Source organism: Flavobacterium enshiense (assembly GCF_040750275.1).
Lineage (GTDB): Bacteria > Bacteroidota > Bacteroidia > Flavobacteriales > Flavobacteriaceae > Flavobacterium > Flavobacterium enshiense_B.
The window spans coordinates 69,878-89,384 of sequence record NZ_JBDOCV010000005.1 but is presented as its reverse complement, the minus strand read 5'-3'; the positions used below and the strand labels follow the sequence as shown (position 1 = coordinate 89,384).

The window sequence follows — 19,507 nt, the reverse complement described above, 5'->3', positions numbered from 1 at the left end:
TTTAATCTAAGATTGCTGTAATAACGTTTTCGATGTTCAATTCATAAAATAACGGCAACCGTACCAAACAATCTGAAAACCGGTCGGTTTCTCTTAAAATCCTGCCGTCGTGTTTGTCGTTATAAAAGGGACTTTCATGCAAACTGATATAATGAAATACGGAGAGAATTCCTTGTTCTTTCAGTTTGTTAATGAATTTTGTCCGTTGTTCCAAATCCTTGCACACCAGGTAAAACATATGACCATTGTTGGTACTGAAATCCGGTATAAACGGCATCTGAATACCATTTATAAGTGCCCAGTCTTTAAGTTGGTTGCAGTAAGTGTTCCAAAGCTGGATTCTTTTGGCTTGTATGTCGTTTAAATTTTCCAGTTGCGCCCACAAAAAAGCGGCTATCACTTCCGAAGGAAGAAAAGAACTCCCCACATCAACCCAGCCGTATTTGTCAACTTCTCCTCTGAAAAAAGCCGATCGGTTGGTTCCTTTTTCCCAGATTATTTCTGCTCGCTGGATGAATCGCTCGTCGTTAACCACCAACATCCCACCTTCTCCCGATATGATGTTTTTGGTTTCATGAAACGAAAACGCCGCCATATGTCCTATAGAACCTAATGCTTTTCGAGTTCCGTCTTTACTGATAAAATAACTCTCTATCGCCTGGGCTGCATCCTCAACTACAAACAAATTGTATTTCTCTGCGAGTTCCATGATTTTATCCATATCACAGGCTACACCGGCATAATGGACTGGCACAATGGCTTTTGTCTTGGACGTAATCAAACTTTCCAAGGATGCCTCATCCATACCAGGATGGTCTTTTCTGCTATCTGCAAAAACAATTTTTGCTCCTCTTAAAACAAAAGCATTGGCGGTAGACACGAAAGTATACGACGGCATAATAACCTCATCGCCTTCCTTGATATCCAAAAGAATAGCCGCCATTTCCAAAGCATCCGTACACGAAGTGGTTAAAAGGCACTTCTTGAAATGGTATTTTTCCTCAAAAAATTGCTGACACATCTGTGTGTACTTTCCGTTACCGGATATTTTCCCGGTCTGTACCGCATCGTGAATATAAACCGTTTCTTTTCCCGTTAAATAGGGTTTATTAAATGGTATTGTCATTTGAATCTGCTTCTGAATTTTTGAAAAATAATTTTTTTACCCGTTTCTGCATCAATAGCTTCAATAACCCTTAAAAGGCCTTTGCCGCAAACTACTGTTGGGATTCCCGAATCCATAAAAATTACTTTTCCAGGAGTTCTGTTTGCGATAAGGACGTCTTCTGCAATTGCTGCTTTTACAATTATAATTTTCTGATTGTCTAAATATGTCACGGCGCCGGCATAAGGAAATCCAACAGCATTAATGAAATTCAAAATCCGGTATCCTTCCTGCTGCCAATCTATTTGATAATCTTCATCATCCCGCCACAAACTGTAAGAAGCTTGGGCCTCATCCTGAACCGTTTCCTTTAACGTGTCTGCAGCTTTATTTTTTAAAACATCGATTACCAGATCATCATAACATTTGCTAATCTCTTCTATCGCTGTCTCAATTGTAATCGGATACGCTATCGTGATGGTTTTTACACCCACTATGTTGCCTCGATCGTATTCGGCGTTGGCCTTTAAAGCCGTCACGCCTATTTCTTTATCACCTTCAATTAACGCTGTTACCAACGGATTAAAGCCTCTGTATTTTGGCAATATGGAATCGTGAAGTACAATTAAATTGTCATTCTCATTGGGAATAATCCATCGCCAACCAATTGCAAAATTGATGTCGGAACAGTTTGATAAATTTTCATCCTCATCTTTTCTCGCTATAAGAGGCAATGAATGTTTTTTGCAAAATGCTTCGATTTCCAAAGCATAATCATTCGCCACGTTCTTATCAGTAGCGTAAACAACGTATGAAAGCGATGTAGCATCACTTTCCTGAGTGAAATCATAAATTGCTTTCAGACAATTCAGACCTTTAAGCCCCATTATGTAAAGACCTACCTTAAGCATTTACTTTTTTATCAATGATGTATAACGGCCTTTGTTTTACACCTTCAAAGGTTTTCCCTACATAGAGTCCGATAACACCTAAGGTTATCAAGATACAACCACTTAAAAACCAAAGACTTGTAATCAAACTCGCATAGCCGGAAACCACTACTTCTCCGTTAATCTTTTTATAAATAGCATACGCAGCCATAACAAATGAAAACAAAGCGATGGATATCCCGAATTTAATAATGAGTCGTAACGGTTTATCGCTAAATGCCAATATAATGTCTAATGCAAGATTAAGAAGCCTTTTTAGGTTATAATTAGACGCTCCTTCTTTTCGGTGTGCATGGTCAACATCAACATAAGCTGTAGAAAAACCAACCCATTTTATCATGGTTGGAAAGTATCGTATACTCTCTCTTAATCCGCGTACTTCGTTAATTACTTTTCTGCTGTACATTCCAAAATTCGCTACCGTTTCATCTTGTTCCGAACCGGTAAGGTAACCTAGGGTTTTGTAAAAGCATTTGGAAACCAACTTTTTGAAAAAGGAATCCTTCCTATCATAACGTCTCGCTAAAACTACATCAAATCCTTCTTTGGTTTTTTGATAAAGTTTATCCATTTCTTCCGGCTGGTCTTGCAAATCACAATCCATAACTACAAAATAATCAGCATCCGCGCAATCCAGTCCGGCTGTAATCGCGTAATGTTGTCCAAAGTTCCTGCTCAGTTTAATCCCTTTTATTTCCGGATGCACCTTCGCTAATTCTTCAATAACTTTCCAGGAATTATCAGGACTGAAATCATCCACAAGAACAATTTCAAAAGAAGTAAAATCAGATGGGATACTGGCCTTGATTCTTTGCACCAATTCCGCTAAAATTTTCTCTGCTCTGTAAACCGGTGATACAACAGCTAATTTTTTCATACATTAATATTTTACCGTTACAACAATACCAATAATAATTAAAGTAAGTCCGATTACTTTTCCTATCGTGAATGTTTCTCCTAAAAACAAAACACCTATTAAAAAAACCATTGCAGGAGCAATACTCATGAAAGGATAAGCCGTTGTAATTTCAAATTTTGTCATAGCTGCCATCCAAAACAAGGAGGCAACGAAGGCAGAAGTAAAACCTGAAAAAATAAAAGGGTCGAATATTAATTTGAAAAGACAAACACCCTTGTCTGTCATTCCTTCCGGTAAAACTACTTTTAAACCGGAAAGTCGCCATTTAAGTACGATCTGTCCAAAAACGGTAAAAAAAAGTGTTCCTACAATATATAAATATGGATTCATCAAAAAAGCATCAAAATTAAATTCCGGAAAACTAACGATCGTTTTCCACGACGCGTGTAAAACTATAAAAAAAAAGCGGTAAGGCAAAATAGCTTAGAGACCACAAGTCCCTTTCAATAAACTTTTCATCAACAAAATCTTCCCTTAACGAAAAAAATAATTCTTACAGATATTGAACAACCACTCTAAAGCGATTGACTGCAAATACTCTGTTTACAATTTTTCTACAAACAATATCAAAATATCACATTTGATGTTGTCGCATCAGAACAAAAGTTTGCTTTGGGAATTGCTATAGAATATTACACCAATACAGGCACTCATTTATGGAATGCTGCAGGAATGTCTGCTTCTTCATCACTTATAACCGATATCCACCAATATTTTACAGCCTTATTTGCAACCGTTTTCAGTATTAATAATAGCACTACATTTTTAAAATATGGCTTTACTTTACAAGATTTAACATCAAGACAAATAATAAAAAAGAGTTCCGTTCAATTATTTCAGGATGGAAAATAGTACAATAACCTTAACATTTCAATAATAAAGACGAAACTTTCTTTTGATTTGTCCGATACGGTTTCGAATGATTTGAATCTACTTCAACTTTTACAACACTAAAACATCAACCGCACTAAATTAAAGAAAAACCATCAAGAACACGTTACCGATGCACTAACAGCGGTAAGCCATTTGCTTTCCGGAATGCAACTGTTGCAATTAATTTCTGAGGAGAAAAACTGAAAAATTCTATTAATGGCTGGGCAACCAACTGTTTTTTAAGATTGAAACGGTTCTAACGACACTTCCCATTCTTTTATGGTAATCCCGAAAGTATCTTTAATTTTATGCTTATCTAGAACACTAAAATAAGGACGCTTCGCAGGCGTAGGATAAGACGACGTGGGAATCGGATTTACTGCAATTGCAATCCTATTTATTTTGAAAATTTCTCTGGCAAAATCGTACCAACTGCATTGTCCTTCATTACTGAAATTATAGATCCCATATAAATTGAGCGTTGACAGTTGTTGGTTGACAGTGATTATTTGCAATAAGGCTTCCGCTAAATCTACTGCGTTGGTTGGTGTTCCTACTTGATCACTTACCACAGAAATAACATCTCTTTCAGAAGCCAGTCGGAGCATCGTTTTCATAAAGTTATTCCCAAATTGGGAATACACCCATGAGGTTCGAATAATAAAATGTTTTTCACAAAATTTTTGAACCACAACTTCTCCATCTAACTTGGTTCGGCCATAAATACTTGTAGGATTAGGTATATCTGTTTCGGTATATGGCGTTTCTTTTTTTCCGTCAAATACGAAATCGGTGGAAATGTGAAGTAAAACCGTTTTGTGTTCTTGGCAAACTTCCGCTATATTCTGAACCCCCATAACATTGATGCCAATTGCTTTTTCGGGTTCACTTTCAGCTTTGTCTACAGCAGTATAAGCCGCCGTATTGATGCAATAATCCGGCTGGTACTTTTCGAAAACAAATTTGCATTGCTTTTTATCGGTAATATCCAATTCCGAAGAGGAACAGAAAATAAAAGTTACTTTCGGATATTCTCCGGCAATATGTTTAATCGCTTGTCCAAGTTGTCCACCTGCACCAGTTACCAGAACTACCATACTTTTTTGGATTCTGCTAAGGTTGGCAAAACAGCATCTTTTTCGGAAACCAATAATTCTTCCTTGTCCAGTTGCCAGTCGATGTTTAATGTCGCGTCATTGTACATAATACCACCCTCGGACTCCTTATTATAGAAATTGTCACATTTGTAGAAAAAGGTGGCCGTTTCACTTAACACTAAAAATCCGTGTGCAAAACCACGGGGAATAAACAACTGACGCTGATTTTCTCCAGATAAAACCTCGGCTACATACTGACCATAAGTTTCCGATTCCGGTCTGATGTCTACTGCCACGTCTAACACTGCTCCATGCAGCACCCGAACCAATTTAGCCTGCGCATGTTCACCGCTCTGATAATGTAATCCGCGCAGAACACCTTTTGTAGAGTATGATTGATTGTCCTGTACAAAATGAACTTTGATACCGGCTGCCTCCTGAAAGGTTTTCTCATTGAAACTCTCCATGAAATACCCTCGAGCATCACGAATTATTTTAGGTTCTAGGATAAAGCAACCTGATAATTTAGTAGGAAATACATTCATGCTGTTATACTAAACTCATTAAGTGTTTTCCATAGCCACTTTTCAATAAAGGTTCTGCTAGTATTTTCAACTGGTCGGCATCAATAAAACCCATTTTGTAAGCCGCCTCTTCGATAGCACCTATTTTTAATCCCTGACGTTCTTCAATCACTTCCACAAATTGACCCGCTTGCATTAACGACTGAAATGTTCCGGTGTCAAGCCAAGCAGTTCCTCTATCTAAAATACTTACCTGCAACTTTCCGCGGTTTAAATATTCTTTATTAACGTCGGTAATTTCCAGTTCACCTCTCTGACTTGGTTTGATATTGGCTGCGATTTCCAAAACATCATTATCATAAAAATAAATACCCGGAACCGCATAATTTGATTTTGGCTGTAACGGTTTTTCTTCTATCGAAAGCACCTTGCCATCCTTGTCAAAATCCACAACTCCATAACGTTCCGGATCGTGTACGTGATAAGCATAAATAATACCGCCATCAGGATTGTTGTTGGCCTGAAGTAATTCTGCCAAACCAGTACCGTAGAAAATGTTGTCTCCTAAAATCAAGGCCACTTTATCGTTGCCTACAAATTCTTTTCCGATGACAAACGCCTCGGCTAATCCGTTCGGGTGTTCCTGCACGGCATACTCGAATCGACAGCCCAGTCGGGTTCCGTCACCTAATAACTGACGAAACAAAGGTAAATCGTGAGGTGTTGAGATAATCAGTATCTCACGGATTCCTGCCCACATCAGCGTTGATAATGGATAGTAAATCATAGGTTTGTCGTAAATGGGCATTAACTGTTTGCTCACCGCTAAGGTTAACGGATGCAAGCGTGTTCCTGATCCGCCGGCTAATATGATTCCTTTCATTTTGTATGTTGCAAAGCTTCAAAATTGCAAAACTGCAAAGTCGTAACCTAAAATTTTGAATTAATAAACGTTTCTAATTAAATTTATTCAGATACCATGCAATTGTCTTCTTAATACCTGTTTCGAAATTTTCATCAGCTTTCCAGCCCAATTCGTTTTCGATTTTGGAAGCATCGATAGCATAACGCAAATCGTGTCCCGGACGATCTTTTACAAAAGTAATCTGATCCTGATATTTCCCTTCTGGTTTAGGTTGCAGCTCATTCAGAATCGAACAAACCGTTTCCACTATGTACAGATTATTGCGCTCGTTACGACCGCCAATATTATAGGTTTCTCCGGCGATTCCTTTTTTAAAAGCCAATTCGATTCCTTTGCAGTGGTCCAGCACATATAACCAATCACGAACGTTTTTCCCATCGCCGTATATCGGAATATTTTCTCCAGACAAAGCCTTGCGGATAATGGTCGGGATTAATTTCTCATTGTGCTGTTTCGGACCGTAATTATTGGAGCAATTGGTGGTCACCACATTCATACCGTAGGTATGGAAATAACTGCGTACAATCATGTCCGATCCAGCTTTGGAAGCGGAATACGGACTGTTCGGTGCGTACGGAGTCGTCTCTTCAAACAAGCCGGTTTCGCCTAAAGTACCATACACCTCATCTGTGGAAACATGGTGAAACCTGCAATTTTCATATCCTTCTTTATAGTGGTTAGGGCCATTCATCCAATGTTTTCTGGCAGTATCCAACAAGTTGAACGTTCCCAAAACATTAGTTCTGATGAAAGCTTCTGGTCCTGAGATAGAATTGTCAACGTGGCTCTCCGCAGCAAAATGAATAACATCGTGAAAGTTGTGTGTCGCAAACAATTTTTCGATGAAATCCCTGTCGCAGATATTACCCTGTACAAATGTATACCTCGGATGGTCCTGAACTTCTTTTATATTGTCCAGATTTCCGGCATAGGTTAACAAATCTAGATTAACCAGATGATACTCCGGGTTGTTTTCGATATAATATGGTACGAAATTGGCACCTATGAAGCCTGCTCCTCCAGTAATCAGTATGTTTTTCATTATGCTAAATTTCTTTTGGCCAGTTGTCTTCTGTAAAATGATCGGGCCGCCCCAAAGATGATAAACATCCCAATCAATAACATTGGCATTACAATTTTTTTATTTTCGCTTAAAAAGCTGCTGCTCTCAACATTTAATGTAAAACTACTGTCCTTTATAATTCTGTCTGAGTTAACCAAATCCATCCTGTGATTACCTTGCTCTTTGATTAATTCGTCTTTGGTTTTAATTACGTCATTTAACTGAGTATTCTCATTGTAATAAACTAATTTATCACTTTTCTGACTGCTCCCTAAGGTATTAGAAAATTGATTCAAGACTCCGTTTATCTGTTGAATTGTATTATCGTTTGCCTGAATTTTTGCCTGAACATTGTTGATGTATTCTTTTTGCAATTTAGAAAAATACTCACTTTGGTTCAAGAAGTTCATGATAGGATTTAGCGTCATTTCATTTGTCGTCTTCCCTTTTGTCTTATATGTTATCATATGATACATATAATTCTTACTGGTAAGGTTGTCTTCCACAATTTTCTTTACATCTCCATCTTCTGCCATCAACTTCAGCAATTCGAAATTTTGCTGATTATTGTTCACAAATCGGTAGACATCCAAGATTGGCTCAATTTCTATATTCGAAAAGTTCTTTGGATTCTGGACTCCCAATTGCTTTAAAAAAACGGTATCCCCTTCATTAATCTTTGCCTCGATTAGTCCTATCTTAGAATACAGATAATCCGTACTGCCAAAGTTTGGACTAACAATAATTTGATTCTCATAATTTTCACTTCTGGAATCAAGGTAATAACCAAAACCAAAACCAATGATAAACAAAATTCCAATGGTGATTTTATTGCGAATAAGAAACAGTATTCCATCAAAAAATTTATCAATTAATGATTGGAGAAAATCGCTGATACGTTTTGACAGTTCGCTTAAATCGATTTCCTGATCATTTGGGTTGGTTTGAGGACTTGTACTCATAAAAGTTGGTTGTTATTTTACGTTAAATATCTGTTCTATAATTTTAATGGTAATCAAATAAGTAGGTTTTACACCGGTAGTTCCCAGGCCTCCTGAAGCTAAAGTGCTCCCTGTTTCCAAAGGATTGTCCGAAGCATAATACGCATAGCGTACTTTTACATTCGGGTTGATGCTCTTACGGATTTTGGAAGCCGACTGCACCGCTTTCTGATAATAAGCGCCCTCCATCTCCAAACCGATAGCCCCCCAAGTCGATTCGTGGAAGAACTTCAGCAAGTCTTTATTTTGCAGGGATGTTCCCAATACGGTAACCATTGGTCCCGCAAAAACCGGAATATCATTCCCGTCAAACATTTCTTTAGTTAACTCATTATCGAAAGGATAATTATCTGCTGTTCCTTCGTTGATGTGCGCATTCGGAATCATGATATCACCTTTTCCGCCTTCTAAAATTCCGGCTTTCCCCATAATGGAAACCGATTCCACGTTCAGGAATATTTTACCTTTTCCGGATTTGTACGGTTTTAGTAATTCATCAATGGTTTCGAAAGCCTGCTCTCCGAAAGCATAGTCCATGACGATTAACACAGGTTTGTCTTTGCCTAAATTTGCTTTTGGAAAGGCCGATTTTTTAAGATCGATTTTAGCCGTGTCAAAAATTTGTACATCAATATTGGTTCCTGAAGTGTCCGGTAAAGAAGTCATACCGTGTAGTAACGCAAATTCTTCCACTTTCTTGCGCAGCGGATCATTTCCGGATTTACTTAAATCTTCAAATAACTGAAAATCATCTCCGCCTTTGTATTTTTTGCCCAAAACAGGTTCAGCGAAAATAGAGTTCATCACACTGTGCATGTTGGCGCTGATAATATGAATCGGTCGTGCCAGCAAATCGTTCTGTTCCAAAACTTCCTTGATGTTGTTGGCCCAGATTTCCCCATAAATGTGATGTCCTAAACGTTCTCTTAAAATAGGGCTGAACGTAATGGTACGTTTGTTATTGTCAACCACTTCCTCAATGGCCAGTTTCCCTAACCAATAAATTACATGCAGAAAACGATCCGGTTTTTCTTTGGTGCCAAAGCCGTCATAAATATCCAGCACTTCGGCAAAGGTTCTTCCTAAAATATTGGAAGCGTGTGAAATTGCCTGTTCCCGATCTACTAACGTAAGTTTCTTATTCTGCAAAACCACTTGCTCCAGTTTCTCCCAGTCGCGGGTTAAACGGCCGTCTTCATCAATCAACACACGGTCTTTGATTTTGTGTGATTCGATGAAGATAAAAGTCAAATGGGTTAAAATGTCATAAATGTCGGAACGCCCGCGCGTGATTTCCACATTCATTTGTTCGTCATCGATGCGGTAACAGTTTCTTCTTCTTTTCGGCGGAACAATCGGTTTAAAATGGGATTTCGAATACCCTTCATCCGATGTTAAGTTAATGTATCGGCACTCTTCAATGCCTACCGGTAAACGCTCTATAACATACTGCAATCCGTTCAGTTCCACTTTCTCTTCGGCTATGGAACCGTAAATTTCAGGACGCAAAGACAATAAGGCTTCGCGTAAGGTTTCTCCAGAGACACCCATCGGTTTGTAAAAACCTCGGTTAAATAAATGTCTCATGGTAATGTACAGTCGCTCGATAGCTGCCGAGGACTCTTGCGCTCGTGAGCGCGAAATGTTCTTTAATTCTTTCATTAAATTTTTCTATTTACTAACCTGCAAATATAGCTTTTTATTTTTAGTTCGTTAATGTAAGATTTATTGCAGGTTCGTACGCTTTTCCGGATGAGTTTTGATCTTTCTTCCCAATTACCTGTTTCTCCCATTTTCCTCCGGAATACGTAAAGATGAAATCTTTCGGAACATAATCGTAAAGCACCAACGGATAATATTTTTTATCGGTACGGTTTCGCTCCAGCATCAGTTTTTCGAAGCCCACGAATATCCCATTAATTGGCATTTTTAAGCCCAGCTCACTAATGTTGAAGTTGCTTTTTCCAACACCTTTTTTTACCGAAACAATATAATCCTGTTGCAGGAGTTCCTCTCCGGGGTGCCCATCGGCATCCACAGCATAAAAGTGAAGTTTAAGCCTTACGTTCTCGATCCTGCAATCCGTGTAAAGGGAGACTTTTTTGATAAACTTCGTTTTTTTATACGCTTCGGTATAAGGAAAATATTTAAGGTCGATATGCGGCGCATTGTCAAAGGCCTGACTGATGCTATTTTCAGTTTCACCGATTTCACGCTGTTTGGTTTCTTTCCATTTGGAAATTATCATCTCCTTCAATTCGAAATTTTTTGAACGTAGCCGGATTTCTGAAGATTCCAAAACCCTGAACGTTTTCTGTTCGTAACCTATTGCAGTAACAACAGCGCTTCGGTTTTTGTACTCGGGGTTAAATGAAAAAGTTCCGTTTTCGTCTGCGGTAACGCCTTTGTTATCATCGACTATCCAAACACTTGCAAACGGAACCGGCTGACCGGAAAGGCTGTCTATTACAATCCCTTTAATCTGTCCGAAAACAGAATATGTACAAAAAACCAGCAGTAGTAAAATTCTTTTTTCAATCATTTTGAAGTAGGAAGTGCATCCGCTATTTTTCGGTCGTTGGAAAGCCTCGGCAATTTGTTCTGACCACCCAGTTTTCCTATCGATTTCATGTATTCCTGGAATCCGCTTTGCGTCACTTTTGTCACCATAACGGTTCGTAAAACGTGGCCGGTTATCAAATCGTCGTAATACACATTTTGCTTCCGCATGGCCTTATCAATTTTTAACGCAAAATCGTCTAAATCAGAAGGTTCGTTTTCAAATTCGATAAACCATTCGTGATACGGCAAACCTTCCACCGGATTGATTTGTGGCGCGACGGTAAATTCATTCACCCGAACCTTGGTGCCTTCCATCGCTTCCTGCAAGGCGGCTTCCACTTCTTTTCCGATTACATGTTCTCCAAAAGCGGAAATATAATGTTTGATTCTTCCGGATACAATAACGCGATACGGCTTCAGACTTGTAAATTGTACGGTATCCCCAATATTGTAGGCCCAAAGCCCTGCGTTGGTGGAAATGATCAGAACGTAGTTAATTCCTACTTCTACCTCGCCAATGGTGTACCGTTTTGGGTTTTCCGTGAAAAATTCGTCGGCCTTGATGAATTCATAGAAAATTCCAGAATTCAACAATAATAACATCCCCTTTTCTTTCTGGGAATCCTGATAAGCGAAAAACCCTTCCGAAGCGGGAAACAATTCAATGGCGTCCACTTTTCTGCCGATAAGGTTTTCAAATTTGGCGCGGTAGGGTTCGTAATTCACACCGCCGTATATAAAAAGATTAAAATTCTTGAAAATTTCCCCAACGGGCTTGTTCCCCTTTTCCTTCAGTTTTTCGAAATACATCTGCACCCAGGAAGGAATGCCTGAGATGACCGCCATATTCTCGTTAAAGGTTTCTGCTACAACAGCGTCGACTTTGGTTTCCCAATCATCGATACAATTGGTTTCCCACGAAGGCATGCGGTTTTTCTGCAAATACTTCGGAACATAATGCGCCACGATGCCGGAAAGTCGTCCCAGTTTGATTCCGTTTTTCTCTTCCAGAATCGGGCTCCCCTGCAAAAAAATCATCTTACCGTCAACAAAATCGGCCTTTCCGGTTTCGTGGATGTAACTTAAAATCGCGTTTCGTGCCGCTTCAATATGATACGGCATGGATGCTGTCGTAAGCGGAATGTATTTGGCACCCGAAGTCGTTCCGGATGTTTTCGCAAAATAGATCGGTTTTCCTTTCCAAAGGATGTTTTCTTCGCCTTTCACCACGCGATCCACATACGGTCGCAAGGCTTCATAATCGCGAACCGGGACCTTTAGCGCAAAGTCTTCGAACGAATGGATGTTGTTGAAATTATGGTCTTTTCCAAACTGCGTGCTTTCCGCCTGACGGATCAAATCCTGAAACACTTTTTGTTGGGTGGCAACAGGATTTTGCGCCCATCTTTGAGTTTTGGCATGAATAACCGCCGCAAATTGTTTGGCTAAAAAGGCTTTTAAGGACATTGTAATTTACTTTTTATGCGTAAGGGCTTGTTCTGTTGTATAGAGAATATAAAAAACACCCAATAAAATCAAGCCGATACTGGAGAACATTTTTATCTTTTCGGAAGGTGTAAAGAAATGCATCAGGATGCCGGCTAAGAGTATAAAAACACCGCTTTGGATCAGTTTCTTAGCGGATATTTTCTGGGCTAAATCCCAATTTTCCTGAGATTTCATCGAAGTTCCGGTACGATAGCCGTAGAACGAATTGATTTTCTTCGGTGGAAAAAAATACTGAAAAAGACCCGCCAGCGTAAAGAGTAAGCCGCCTAAAATCTGTAATTCAAAAATCATATTCAATACTTCCATGTTACTTTTGTTTTTGAGATTCGACTGCATTACGCAATTCCATTTCCTTTTCGGATGGGCCTATTTCGAGTTGTTCCGGGTCTATTTTTTCGGCTGCGATGATGGAATCGACATTCAATTTGGCGTACTCCAAATCACCGTTTAATACTTTTTTGATGGATTCCACATACAGGTTGTTACGCTTCATGGCCTGTTCCAGTGAGTCGGATTTCAGGGTAAGTTCAACCGCCTGACGTTTTAAATCGGTAGAGGCATAGCCCGGAATGTATTCGCGCAATGGGGTAAAGGCAATGATATACGTTGTGACGAAAATAATCAGTACCGCACCCAAAGTTGCTACCACAAAGACATTCATCAGGGTTAGGCGAAGGGAAAAAACTTCTGCAAAGGTGTCTTCGTTCAGGATTACCAAACGGTTTTTACTGAAGAGTTTCTTTTTGATTTTCTGACGTTTCAGTCGTTTCTCAGACATAGCACAGGTTTGATTCACAAATATAAACAATATCGCTTTGGTTGTCCTGAAGTTTGTGTAAACCTTTTCGCCGTTTGGTTAAAGAAAACCTAAATTTAAGCTACATTCTTTAAAAACAAAGGAATACTTGTTTGCAAAATCGATTTTATGGCTACCTTTGTCGCATAAGTTTGAATCTAAAGTATCAAAAACATAATTACAAGGAATCATGGGAAAATTTGGGGCAACCGAAATAATTTTAATTGTAGTGGTAATCGTTTTACTTTTCGGCGGTAAAAAAATTCCGGAATTGATGAAAGGTTTAGGAACCGGAATCAAAGAATTTAAAAATGCAGCCAAAGGAGAAGAAGACAAACCTGCTGACAAGAAAGAAGAAACTAAAGAATAAGCTACTCTTAGTTGCCTTGTATGGATAAAACAGACGCAAAAATCCTGAACATCTTACAAAAAGATTGTACCCTTTCTGTAAAAGACGTTGCAGCCATGGTCGGTTTATCCTATACCCCAACTTACGAAAGGATAAAGCATCTGCAGGAGTCCGGGGTTATTAAAAAAAGTGCGGTGATATTGGATCCTGCCAAAGTAGGCATTAAACTTTTTGCCTACTGTAACATCACTTTAAAAAAGCAATCCAAAGAAAACCTGAAAGGTTTTGAGGAAGAAGTAATAAAAATGCCCGAAATACTGGAAGTTACCAGTCTTTCGGGCATTTATGATTATATGTTAAAAATTGCTACTACCGATATTGATGCGTACAACAATTTCGTGGTGAACAAACTCGCGAATATTCCTAATATTGGCCAATATCACAGTAATATCGTGATGAGCATGGTGAAGAATGAAACTTCCTATTACTTATCGGAAGAGTAAACTAACTGTTTCCTTTTTTGGATAAACGCCTCTTTGATTTTATCATTCTGTAAATTACCGATACTGCCTTCGTGTATGTGGTTAATTGTTTTGCTATTATAAGAAAACTGATTTTCTTCCACCTGTCTTGACACTATTTTATACGCTTCCCTAAACGGAATTCCGGATAAAACCAATTCGTTAACCGCTTCCACCGTAAACAGATTCAGATATTTTTCATCCGATAGAATATCCTTTTTGATAATAATGTTTTCCAGCATCATCTGAAGCATATCCAAACATTCCTTCAACGTAATAATAGCCGGAAACAAACATTCTTTCGTTAACTGCATATCCCTGTGGTAACCCGAAGGTAAATTGTTCGTCAGTAACGTCAACTCGTTCGGTAAGGCTTGTATTCTGTTGCATTTAGCCCTAATCAATTCGAAAATATCCGGATTCTTTTTATGCGGCATAATACTGCTTCCCGTGGTTAATTCCTTCGGAAAACTAATAAACCCGAAATTTTGGTTCATGTACAAACACACGTCCATTGAAAATTTTGTCAAAGTAGCTGCTATTCCGGACAAGGCCATCGCAGTCACTTTTTCAATTTTCCCTCTGGTCATTTGGGCATACACCACATTATGATTCATCGATTCAAAATCTAGTAACGATGTTGTAAGTGATCTGTTTAATGGAAAAGAAGAACCATAGCCCGCACCTGATCCCAATGGGTTTTTATTGGCCATGTGGTATGCTGCAAGAATCAGTTCCAAATCATCACATAAACTTTCAGCATAAGCACCGAACCATAACCCGAATGAGGAAGGCATCGCCAGTTGAAAATGGGTATAGCCCGGCAATAAGTCGTTTTTATGTTTCTCGCTCAAATCGATCAAGCTGTTGAAAACGGTTTCGATTTTTTCAACAATTTGCTTCAATTCGGCTTTGATAAACAATTTGATATCCAACAAGGACTGATCGTTTCTCGAACGTCCGGCGTGGATTTTTTTTCCGACCTCGCCTTTCATTTGAGTAAGTAATAATTCTACCTGGGAATGCACGTCTTCCACCCCTTCTTCAATCGTAAAAGTTTTGTCATATACGGTTTGAAGAATCGTTTCCAAACCTTCATGTGCCTGTTTGAGTTCCTCCGTCGTTAACAATCCTATGTCATGCAACATGGCCGTATGGGCAAGCGATCCTTTGATGTCGGCTTCGGCCAGATACAAATCCCAGATGGCATCTTGTCCGATGGTGAATTGCTCCACCATTGCTGAAATGGAAGTTTTAACGTTATCCGTTGTATTTTGCCACAGTTTCATATGTTTAAATTTTATTTTTCAACGGTAACATATGTTATCGCCTCTTTTATTATAGGTGTTTGTTTACACAAACGGTTTGTTAATGACGATTTCATAATCTGTCTTGTTAAATTTTTCCAGCATTTCTATATAAATTTCAATGCCTTTGTTGATTTCTTCTACATAAATATACTCGTTAGCTGTATGCGATCTCGCCGAGTCACCCGGTCCCATTTTAAACGTTGGAAAGCCATTCATCAAAGCCTGATCCGAAGTAGTTGGCGAAGCATAAATCGCTCTTCCCAGTGCCATACCACTTTGTACGATGGGATGTTCTTTTGGTGCGAAAGAAGGATTTAAACGTGTTGAGCGCGGAATCACTTCACAATCGACATGCTTCTTGATAATTTCCAAAGCCAGTTCATTGTTGTACTTATCCGTGGTTCTGATGTCAACCGTAAACTGGCAGCTTTCTGGCACCACATTATGTTGTACACCGGCATTGATAATTGTCACCGACATTTTCACTTTGCCCAGCATTTCAGATTGTTCCGGGAACTCAAACGTTTGGAACCATTCGATATCTTTCAAGGCTTTATAAATAGCGTTTTCTCCTTCTTCCCTGGCGGCATGCCCTGATTTTCCATGTGCAATGCAATCAATCACGAATAAACCTTTTTCAGCGATGGCAATGTCCATTTTGGTAGGTTCGCCCACGATTCCGAAATAAATCTTCCCTAATTCGGGCAAAACGATTTCGACGCCGTTATTTCCTGATATTTCTTCTTCCGCCGTAGCCGCATAAATTAAATTGAACTGCAAATCCTGTCTTTCATAAAAATGCAAAAAACAAGCTGCTAAAGAAACCAATGGTCCGCCGGCATCATTACTTCCCAAACCGTATAGAATTCCGTCTTCAATATCCGGACTGAAAGGATTTCTTGTGTATTGTTTGTTCGGTTTTACGGTGTCGTGATGGGAATTCAGTAAAATGGTTGGTTTTGATACATCAAAATACTTATTCTCTACCCAAACATTGTTTAGCAATCGCTCTGTTGAAATGCCTTTCTGAATAAAAAAAGCATTTAGAATTTCGGCAGTTTGTTCTTCTTCCTTACTGAACGATTGGGTCGCAATCAATTTTTGAAGCAATTCCAACGCTTCTTTTTGTAGCTGTTCCATTGTTTAAAGTATTTGGGTTCCGATAAAGGATTCACCCTGTTCATTGGCATAATCAGCATGGCAGATTTCCACTCTGGTCACTTTTAATTCACTGGCTCTGAAAGCGTTTTCCAGTTTCGGAAGCATCCCTTTGGAGATAATCTGCTGGTCCTTAAGATATTCATATTCCTTTCTATCCAAAATCCTCAACCACGAACCGTCTAATTCCGGGTTGGTCAAAACGCCTAACTTTTCAAAACAAAATCTCAAATTCACCTCGTTTGTTTCCGAAAGTGCTAGGGCAACTTCAGTAGCAATGGTATCGGCATTGGTGTTCAAGAGATTTCCTTTTCCGTCGTGGGTAATCGGACTGATAACCGGTACCATTCCATTATCAATCAGATGCTGTAAAAATCCGGTGTTGATACTTTCCACATCGCCTACCCAACCGTAATCAATGGTGAGGTCGTTTCTTTTAACCGATTGAATACTATTTCCGTCCACACCGCTTAACCCGATAGCGTTACAGGATTTTGCCTGAAGTTTGGCCACAATGGTTTTATTCACCAGTCCGGCATACACCATCGTGGTAACCTTCAACGTTTCAGTGTCGGTAATACGTCTTCCTTCGATGACTTGTTGGTCAATAGCCAAATCCTTTGCCAAGCTCGTAGCCAATTTTCCACCGCCGTGAATCAATATTTTTGGTCCTTTCAACTTGGCAAATCTGTTCAGGAAATCATCCAGTTTCAATTCGTCATCAATAATATTTCCGCCTATTTTTATTACGTGTACCATACCTTAAGAATTAGATCCTAGTATTTTTTTCAATACGGTCTGCGCTGCATAGATCCTGTTTTCGGCTTGCTGCAAAATCAATGAATTTTCGCTGTCCAGCACCTCATCGGACAACTCAACATTTCTTCTCACCGGCAAACAATGCATTACTTTTGCCGAATTTGTAACCTTTAGTTTTTCATTCGTTAACATCCAATCCTCTTCTACGGGTACTACTTTTCCGTAATCCGTATACGAAGACCAGTTTTTCACATAGACAAAATCAGCATCCTGAAGCGCCTTTTGCTGATCCGTTTCAATTGTTGCTCCTTTTGTAAACTCTTCGCTCAATTCATAGCCTTCCGGATGCGTGATGGTCAAATCATAACCGCTGGCCAGCGTCCATTCGGCAAAGGAATTCCCCACCACCTGCGGAATCGGTTTGATATGCGGAGCCCAGGTCAAAACCACTTTTGGTTTCTCTTTAGATTTGTGTTCCTGAATCGTAATCATATCCGCCAAACTTTGCAAAGGATGCCTCGTCGCCGATTCCAGACTCACTACAGGGACTTTCGCATATTGAATAAACTGATTAATAATTTTATCCGCGTAATCTTCTTCTTTATTTTCCAGATTCGGAAAGCAACGGATGGCCAGAATATCGCAATACAAACCCATCACTGCTGCCGCATCTTTGATATGTTCAACTGTTTTGTTGTTCATCACGGCTCCTTCTTCAAATTCCAATGCCCAACCGTCATTGTTTACGTTTAGGATCATGACTTCCATGCCTAGGTTTTGAGCGGCTTTTTGAGTACTCATTCTGGTTCTCAGGCTCGAATTGAAGAACAACAAACCGATGGTTTTTCCTTTTCCGATTTCCGATTTCGTATTAGCTTTTTTTAGTGTTATCGCTTCCTTTACCAAAGCGATTGGGTCTTCTATATCGTTTATGGATGTAAAATGTTTCATTTCAAAAGTATTCTTAGCGCATTTAACAATTTGTCCAATTCCGCAACGGTTACAGCCAAGGATGGCAATATTCTCAACACATTTTTGTTGCTTGCCGTTCCGGTAAAAATTCCGAATTCCTCCAACAATCTTTTTCGGACCGGAGTACAAGGCTCATACAATTCGATGGCAACCATTAATCCTTTTCCTCTTATTTCCTTGATATTCGGAATGCTGTATAATTGTTCCTTCAGGTATTCTCCCATTTTTTGGGCATTCTCCATCAGATGCTCTTTTTCAATTACTTCCAAAACCGCTAATCCGGCTGCGCAGGCCAAATAATTCCCACCAAAAGTCGTCCCAAGCATTTCCTTTTTCGGCTGAATATGTGGCGCGATTAAAACCCCGGCAATGGGAAATCCGTTACCCATTCCTTTGGCCACCGTAATGATTTCCGGTTGAATATCGGCATGTTGATGGGCAAAGAATTTACCTGTTCTTCCATAACCCGATTGCACTTCATCCAAAATCAGGACAATACCGAGTTCCTTACATTTTTGGGCTACATATTGCAAAAACTGTTTCTCCGGAACCTGGATTCCGGCTACACCCTGAATTCCCTCAATAATCACACAGCACACCTCATCGTTTACTGCCTGATCGAAAGCGTTAATATCGTTTAATGGTAAAAAAGTTGTGTTGTTGTTTTCGTTCACCGGCGCTACAATTGCGGGATTGTCCGTGCAGGCAACCGCCAGTGAGGTTCTACCATGAAAAGCGTTGCTAAAAGCGATGATTTTTTTTCTTCCATTATGGAAAGAGGCCAGTTTAAAAGCATTCTCGTTAGCTTCTGCACCGGAATTGCATAAAAACAGCTGATAATCGGTATAACCCGAAAGTTGGCCCAGTTTTGCCGCCAATTGCTTCTGCTGATCAATTACAATTGAATTGGAATAAAAGCCGATTTTCTGTAACTGTTCCGTGAGGCGCATAACATAATGAGGATGTGTGTGACCAATGGAAATCACGGCATGACCACCGTATAAATCCAAATATTCTTTTCCGTTTTTGTCCCATAACTGTGAACCCAATGCTTTAACGATTTCGATATCGGCTACCGAATACACCTCAAACAAATTCATTTGTAAAGGACTAT

At 39.4% G+C, this 19,507-nt stretch carries 21 protein-coding genes; 2 read left to right on the top strand and 19 right to left on the bottom strand.

Features of this window, described 5'->3' with window-relative positions; translation table 11 throughout:
• Position 1: 1 nt before the first annotated feature.
• The 14 genes from rffA to ABGT15_RS09475 form a co-directional block, all read right to left on the bottom strand.
• Complete coding sequence (gene rffA / locus ABGT15_RS09540) at positions 2-1,126, bottom strand: dTDP-4-amino-4,6-dideoxygalactose transaminase (protein WP_367231190.1); 1,125 nt, start codon at positions 1,124-1,126, stop codon at positions 2-4.
• Positions 1,123-2,016 (bottom strand): methionyl-tRNA formyltransferase, encoded by an 894-nt coding sequence (locus tag ABGT15_RS09535; RefSeq protein WP_367231189.1) that lies wholly within the window; start codon positions 2,014-2,016, stop codon positions 1,123-1,125. The genes rffA and ABGT15_RS09535 overlap by 4 nt, the downstream gene beginning before the upstream one ends.
• On the bottom strand, positions 2,009-2,932 hold the full coding sequence (locus ABGT15_RS09530; protein WP_367231188.1) for a glycosyltransferase family 2 protein: 924 nt from the start codon (positions 2,930-2,932) through the stop codon (positions 2,009-2,011). The genes ABGT15_RS09535 and ABGT15_RS09530 overlap by 8 nt, the downstream gene beginning before the upstream one ends.
• A gap of 3 nt (positions 2,933-2,935) precedes the next feature.
• The gene (locus ABGT15_RS09525; RefSeq protein ID WP_437125359.1) at positions 2,936-3,391 is read right to left on the bottom strand and encodes an EamA family transporter; all 456 of its coding nucleotides are present in this window, start codon (positions 3,389-3,391) and stop codon (positions 2,936-2,938) included.
• 695 nt (positions 3,392-4,086) lie between these two features.
• The gene (gene rfbD, locus ABGT15_RS09520) at positions 4,087-4,944 is read right to left on the bottom strand and encodes a dTDP-4-dehydrorhamnose reductase (RefSeq protein WP_367231186.1); all 858 of its coding nucleotides are present in this window, start codon (positions 4,942-4,944) and stop codon (positions 4,087-4,089) included.
• Positions 4,938-5,489, bottom strand: a complete 552-nt coding sequence (gene rfbC / locus ABGT15_RS09515; protein WP_367231185.1) for a dTDP-4-dehydrorhamnose 3,5-epimerase — start codon at positions 5,487-5,489, stop codon at positions 4,938-4,940. The genes rfbD and rfbC overlap by 7 nt, the downstream gene beginning before the upstream one ends.
• Positions 5,490-5,493: 4 nt before the next feature.
• Positions 5,494-6,351 (bottom strand): glucose-1-phosphate thymidylyltransferase RfbA, encoded by an 858-nt coding sequence (rfbA, locus tag ABGT15_RS09510; protein WP_367231184.1) that lies wholly within the window; start codon positions 6,349-6,351, stop codon positions 5,494-5,496.
• 73 nt (positions 6,352-6,424) lie between these two features.
• Positions 6,425-7,435 carry a dTDP-glucose 4,6-dehydratase gene (gene rfbB / locus ABGT15_RS09505; RefSeq protein WP_367231183.1) on the bottom strand — a complete coding sequence of 337 codons (1,011 nt, stop codon included), beginning with the start codon at positions 7,433-7,435 and terminating at the stop codon, positions 6,425-6,427.
• The gene (locus ABGT15_RS09500; RefSeq protein WP_367231182.1) at positions 7,435-8,418 is read right to left on the bottom strand and encodes a hypothetical protein; all 984 of its coding nucleotides are present in this window, start codon (positions 8,416-8,418) and stop codon (positions 7,435-7,437) included. The genes rfbB and ABGT15_RS09500 overlap by 1 nt, the downstream gene beginning before the upstream one ends.
• Positions 8,419-8,430: 12 nt before the next feature.
• Positions 8,431-10,119, bottom strand: a complete 1,689-nt coding sequence (locus ABGT15_RS09495) for a DUF6909 family protein (protein ID WP_367231181.1) — start codon at positions 10,117-10,119, stop codon at positions 8,431-8,433.
• Between the two features lie 43 nt (positions 10,120-10,162).
• On the bottom strand, positions 10,163-10,999 hold the full coding sequence (locus tag ABGT15_RS09490) for a carboxypeptidase-like regulatory domain-containing protein (protein ID WP_367231180.1): 837 nt from the start codon (positions 10,997-10,999) through the stop codon (positions 10,163-10,165).
• Positions 10,996-12,486 (bottom strand): GH3 family domain-containing protein, encoded by a 1,491-nt coding sequence (locus ABGT15_RS09485; RefSeq protein ID WP_367231179.1) that lies wholly within the window; start codon positions 12,484-12,486, stop codon positions 10,996-10,998. Before ABGT15_RS09485 ends, ABGT15_RS09490 begins: the two co-directional genes overlap by 4 nt.
• A 6-nt stretch (positions 12,487-12,492) precedes the next feature.
• Complete coding sequence (locus ABGT15_RS09480) at positions 12,493-12,834, bottom strand: SdpI family protein (protein WP_367231178.1); 342 nt, start codon at positions 12,832-12,834, stop codon at positions 12,493-12,495.
• Between the two features lies 1 nt (position 12,835).
• The gene (locus tag ABGT15_RS09475) at positions 12,836-13,306 is read right to left on the bottom strand and encodes a peptidase (protein WP_367231177.1); all 471 of its coding nucleotides are present in this window, start codon (positions 13,304-13,306) and stop codon (positions 12,836-12,838) included.
• Positions 13,307-13,514: 208 nt separating this feature from the next.
• On the opposite strand from ABGT15_RS09475, the gene tatA reads away from it, so the two are divergent.
• Positions 13,515-13,694 carry a twin-arginine translocase TatA/TatE family subunit gene (gene tatA, locus ABGT15_RS09470; protein ID WP_367231176.1) on the top strand — a complete coding sequence of 60 codons (180 nt, stop codon included), beginning with the start codon at positions 13,515-13,517 and terminating at the stop codon, positions 13,692-13,694.
• Positions 13,695-13,714: 20 nt separating this feature from the next.
• Positions 13,715-14,176 (top strand): Lrp/AsnC family transcriptional regulator, encoded by a 462-nt coding sequence (locus tag ABGT15_RS09465; protein WP_367231175.1) that lies wholly within the window; start codon positions 13,715-13,717, stop codon positions 14,174-14,176.
• On the opposite strand, the gene argH is transcribed toward ABGT15_RS09465, so the two are convergent.
• The 5 genes from argH to ABGT15_RS09440 form a co-directional block, all read right to left on the bottom strand.
• Positions 14,158-15,483 carry an argininosuccinate lyase gene (argH, locus tag ABGT15_RS09460; RefSeq protein WP_367231174.1) on the bottom strand — a complete coding sequence of 442 codons (1,326 nt, stop codon included), beginning with the start codon at positions 15,481-15,483 and terminating at the stop codon, positions 14,158-14,160. The two genes, ABGT15_RS09465 and argH, sit on opposite strands and share 19 nt — an antisense overlap.
• Before the next feature lie 63 nt (positions 15,484-15,546).
• A complete protein-coding gene (locus tag ABGT15_RS09455; RefSeq protein WP_367231173.1) occupies positions 15,547-16,644 on the bottom strand; it encodes a M20 family metallo-hydrolase in 1,098 nt (365 codons plus the stop codon).
• A gap of 3 nt (positions 16,645-16,647) precedes the next feature.
• Entirely contained in the window at positions 16,648-17,421 is a 774-nt protein-coding gene (gene argB, locus ABGT15_RS09450) for an acetylglutamate kinase (RefSeq protein ID WP_367231172.1), read from the bottom strand.
• Between the two features lie 3 nt (positions 17,422-17,424).
• Positions 17,425-18,372, bottom strand: coding sequence for an N-acetylornithine carbamoyltransferase (locus ABGT15_RS09445; protein ID WP_367231171.1), 948 nt, complete (start codon positions 18,370-18,372; stop codon positions 17,425-17,427).
• Complete coding sequence (locus ABGT15_RS09440) at positions 18,369-19,493, bottom strand: aspartate aminotransferase family protein (RefSeq protein ID WP_367231631.1); 1,125 nt, start codon at positions 19,491-19,493, stop codon at positions 18,369-18,371. Before ABGT15_RS09440 ends, ABGT15_RS09445 begins: the two co-directional genes overlap by 4 nt.
• Positions 19,494-19,507: the final 14 nt, after the last annotated feature.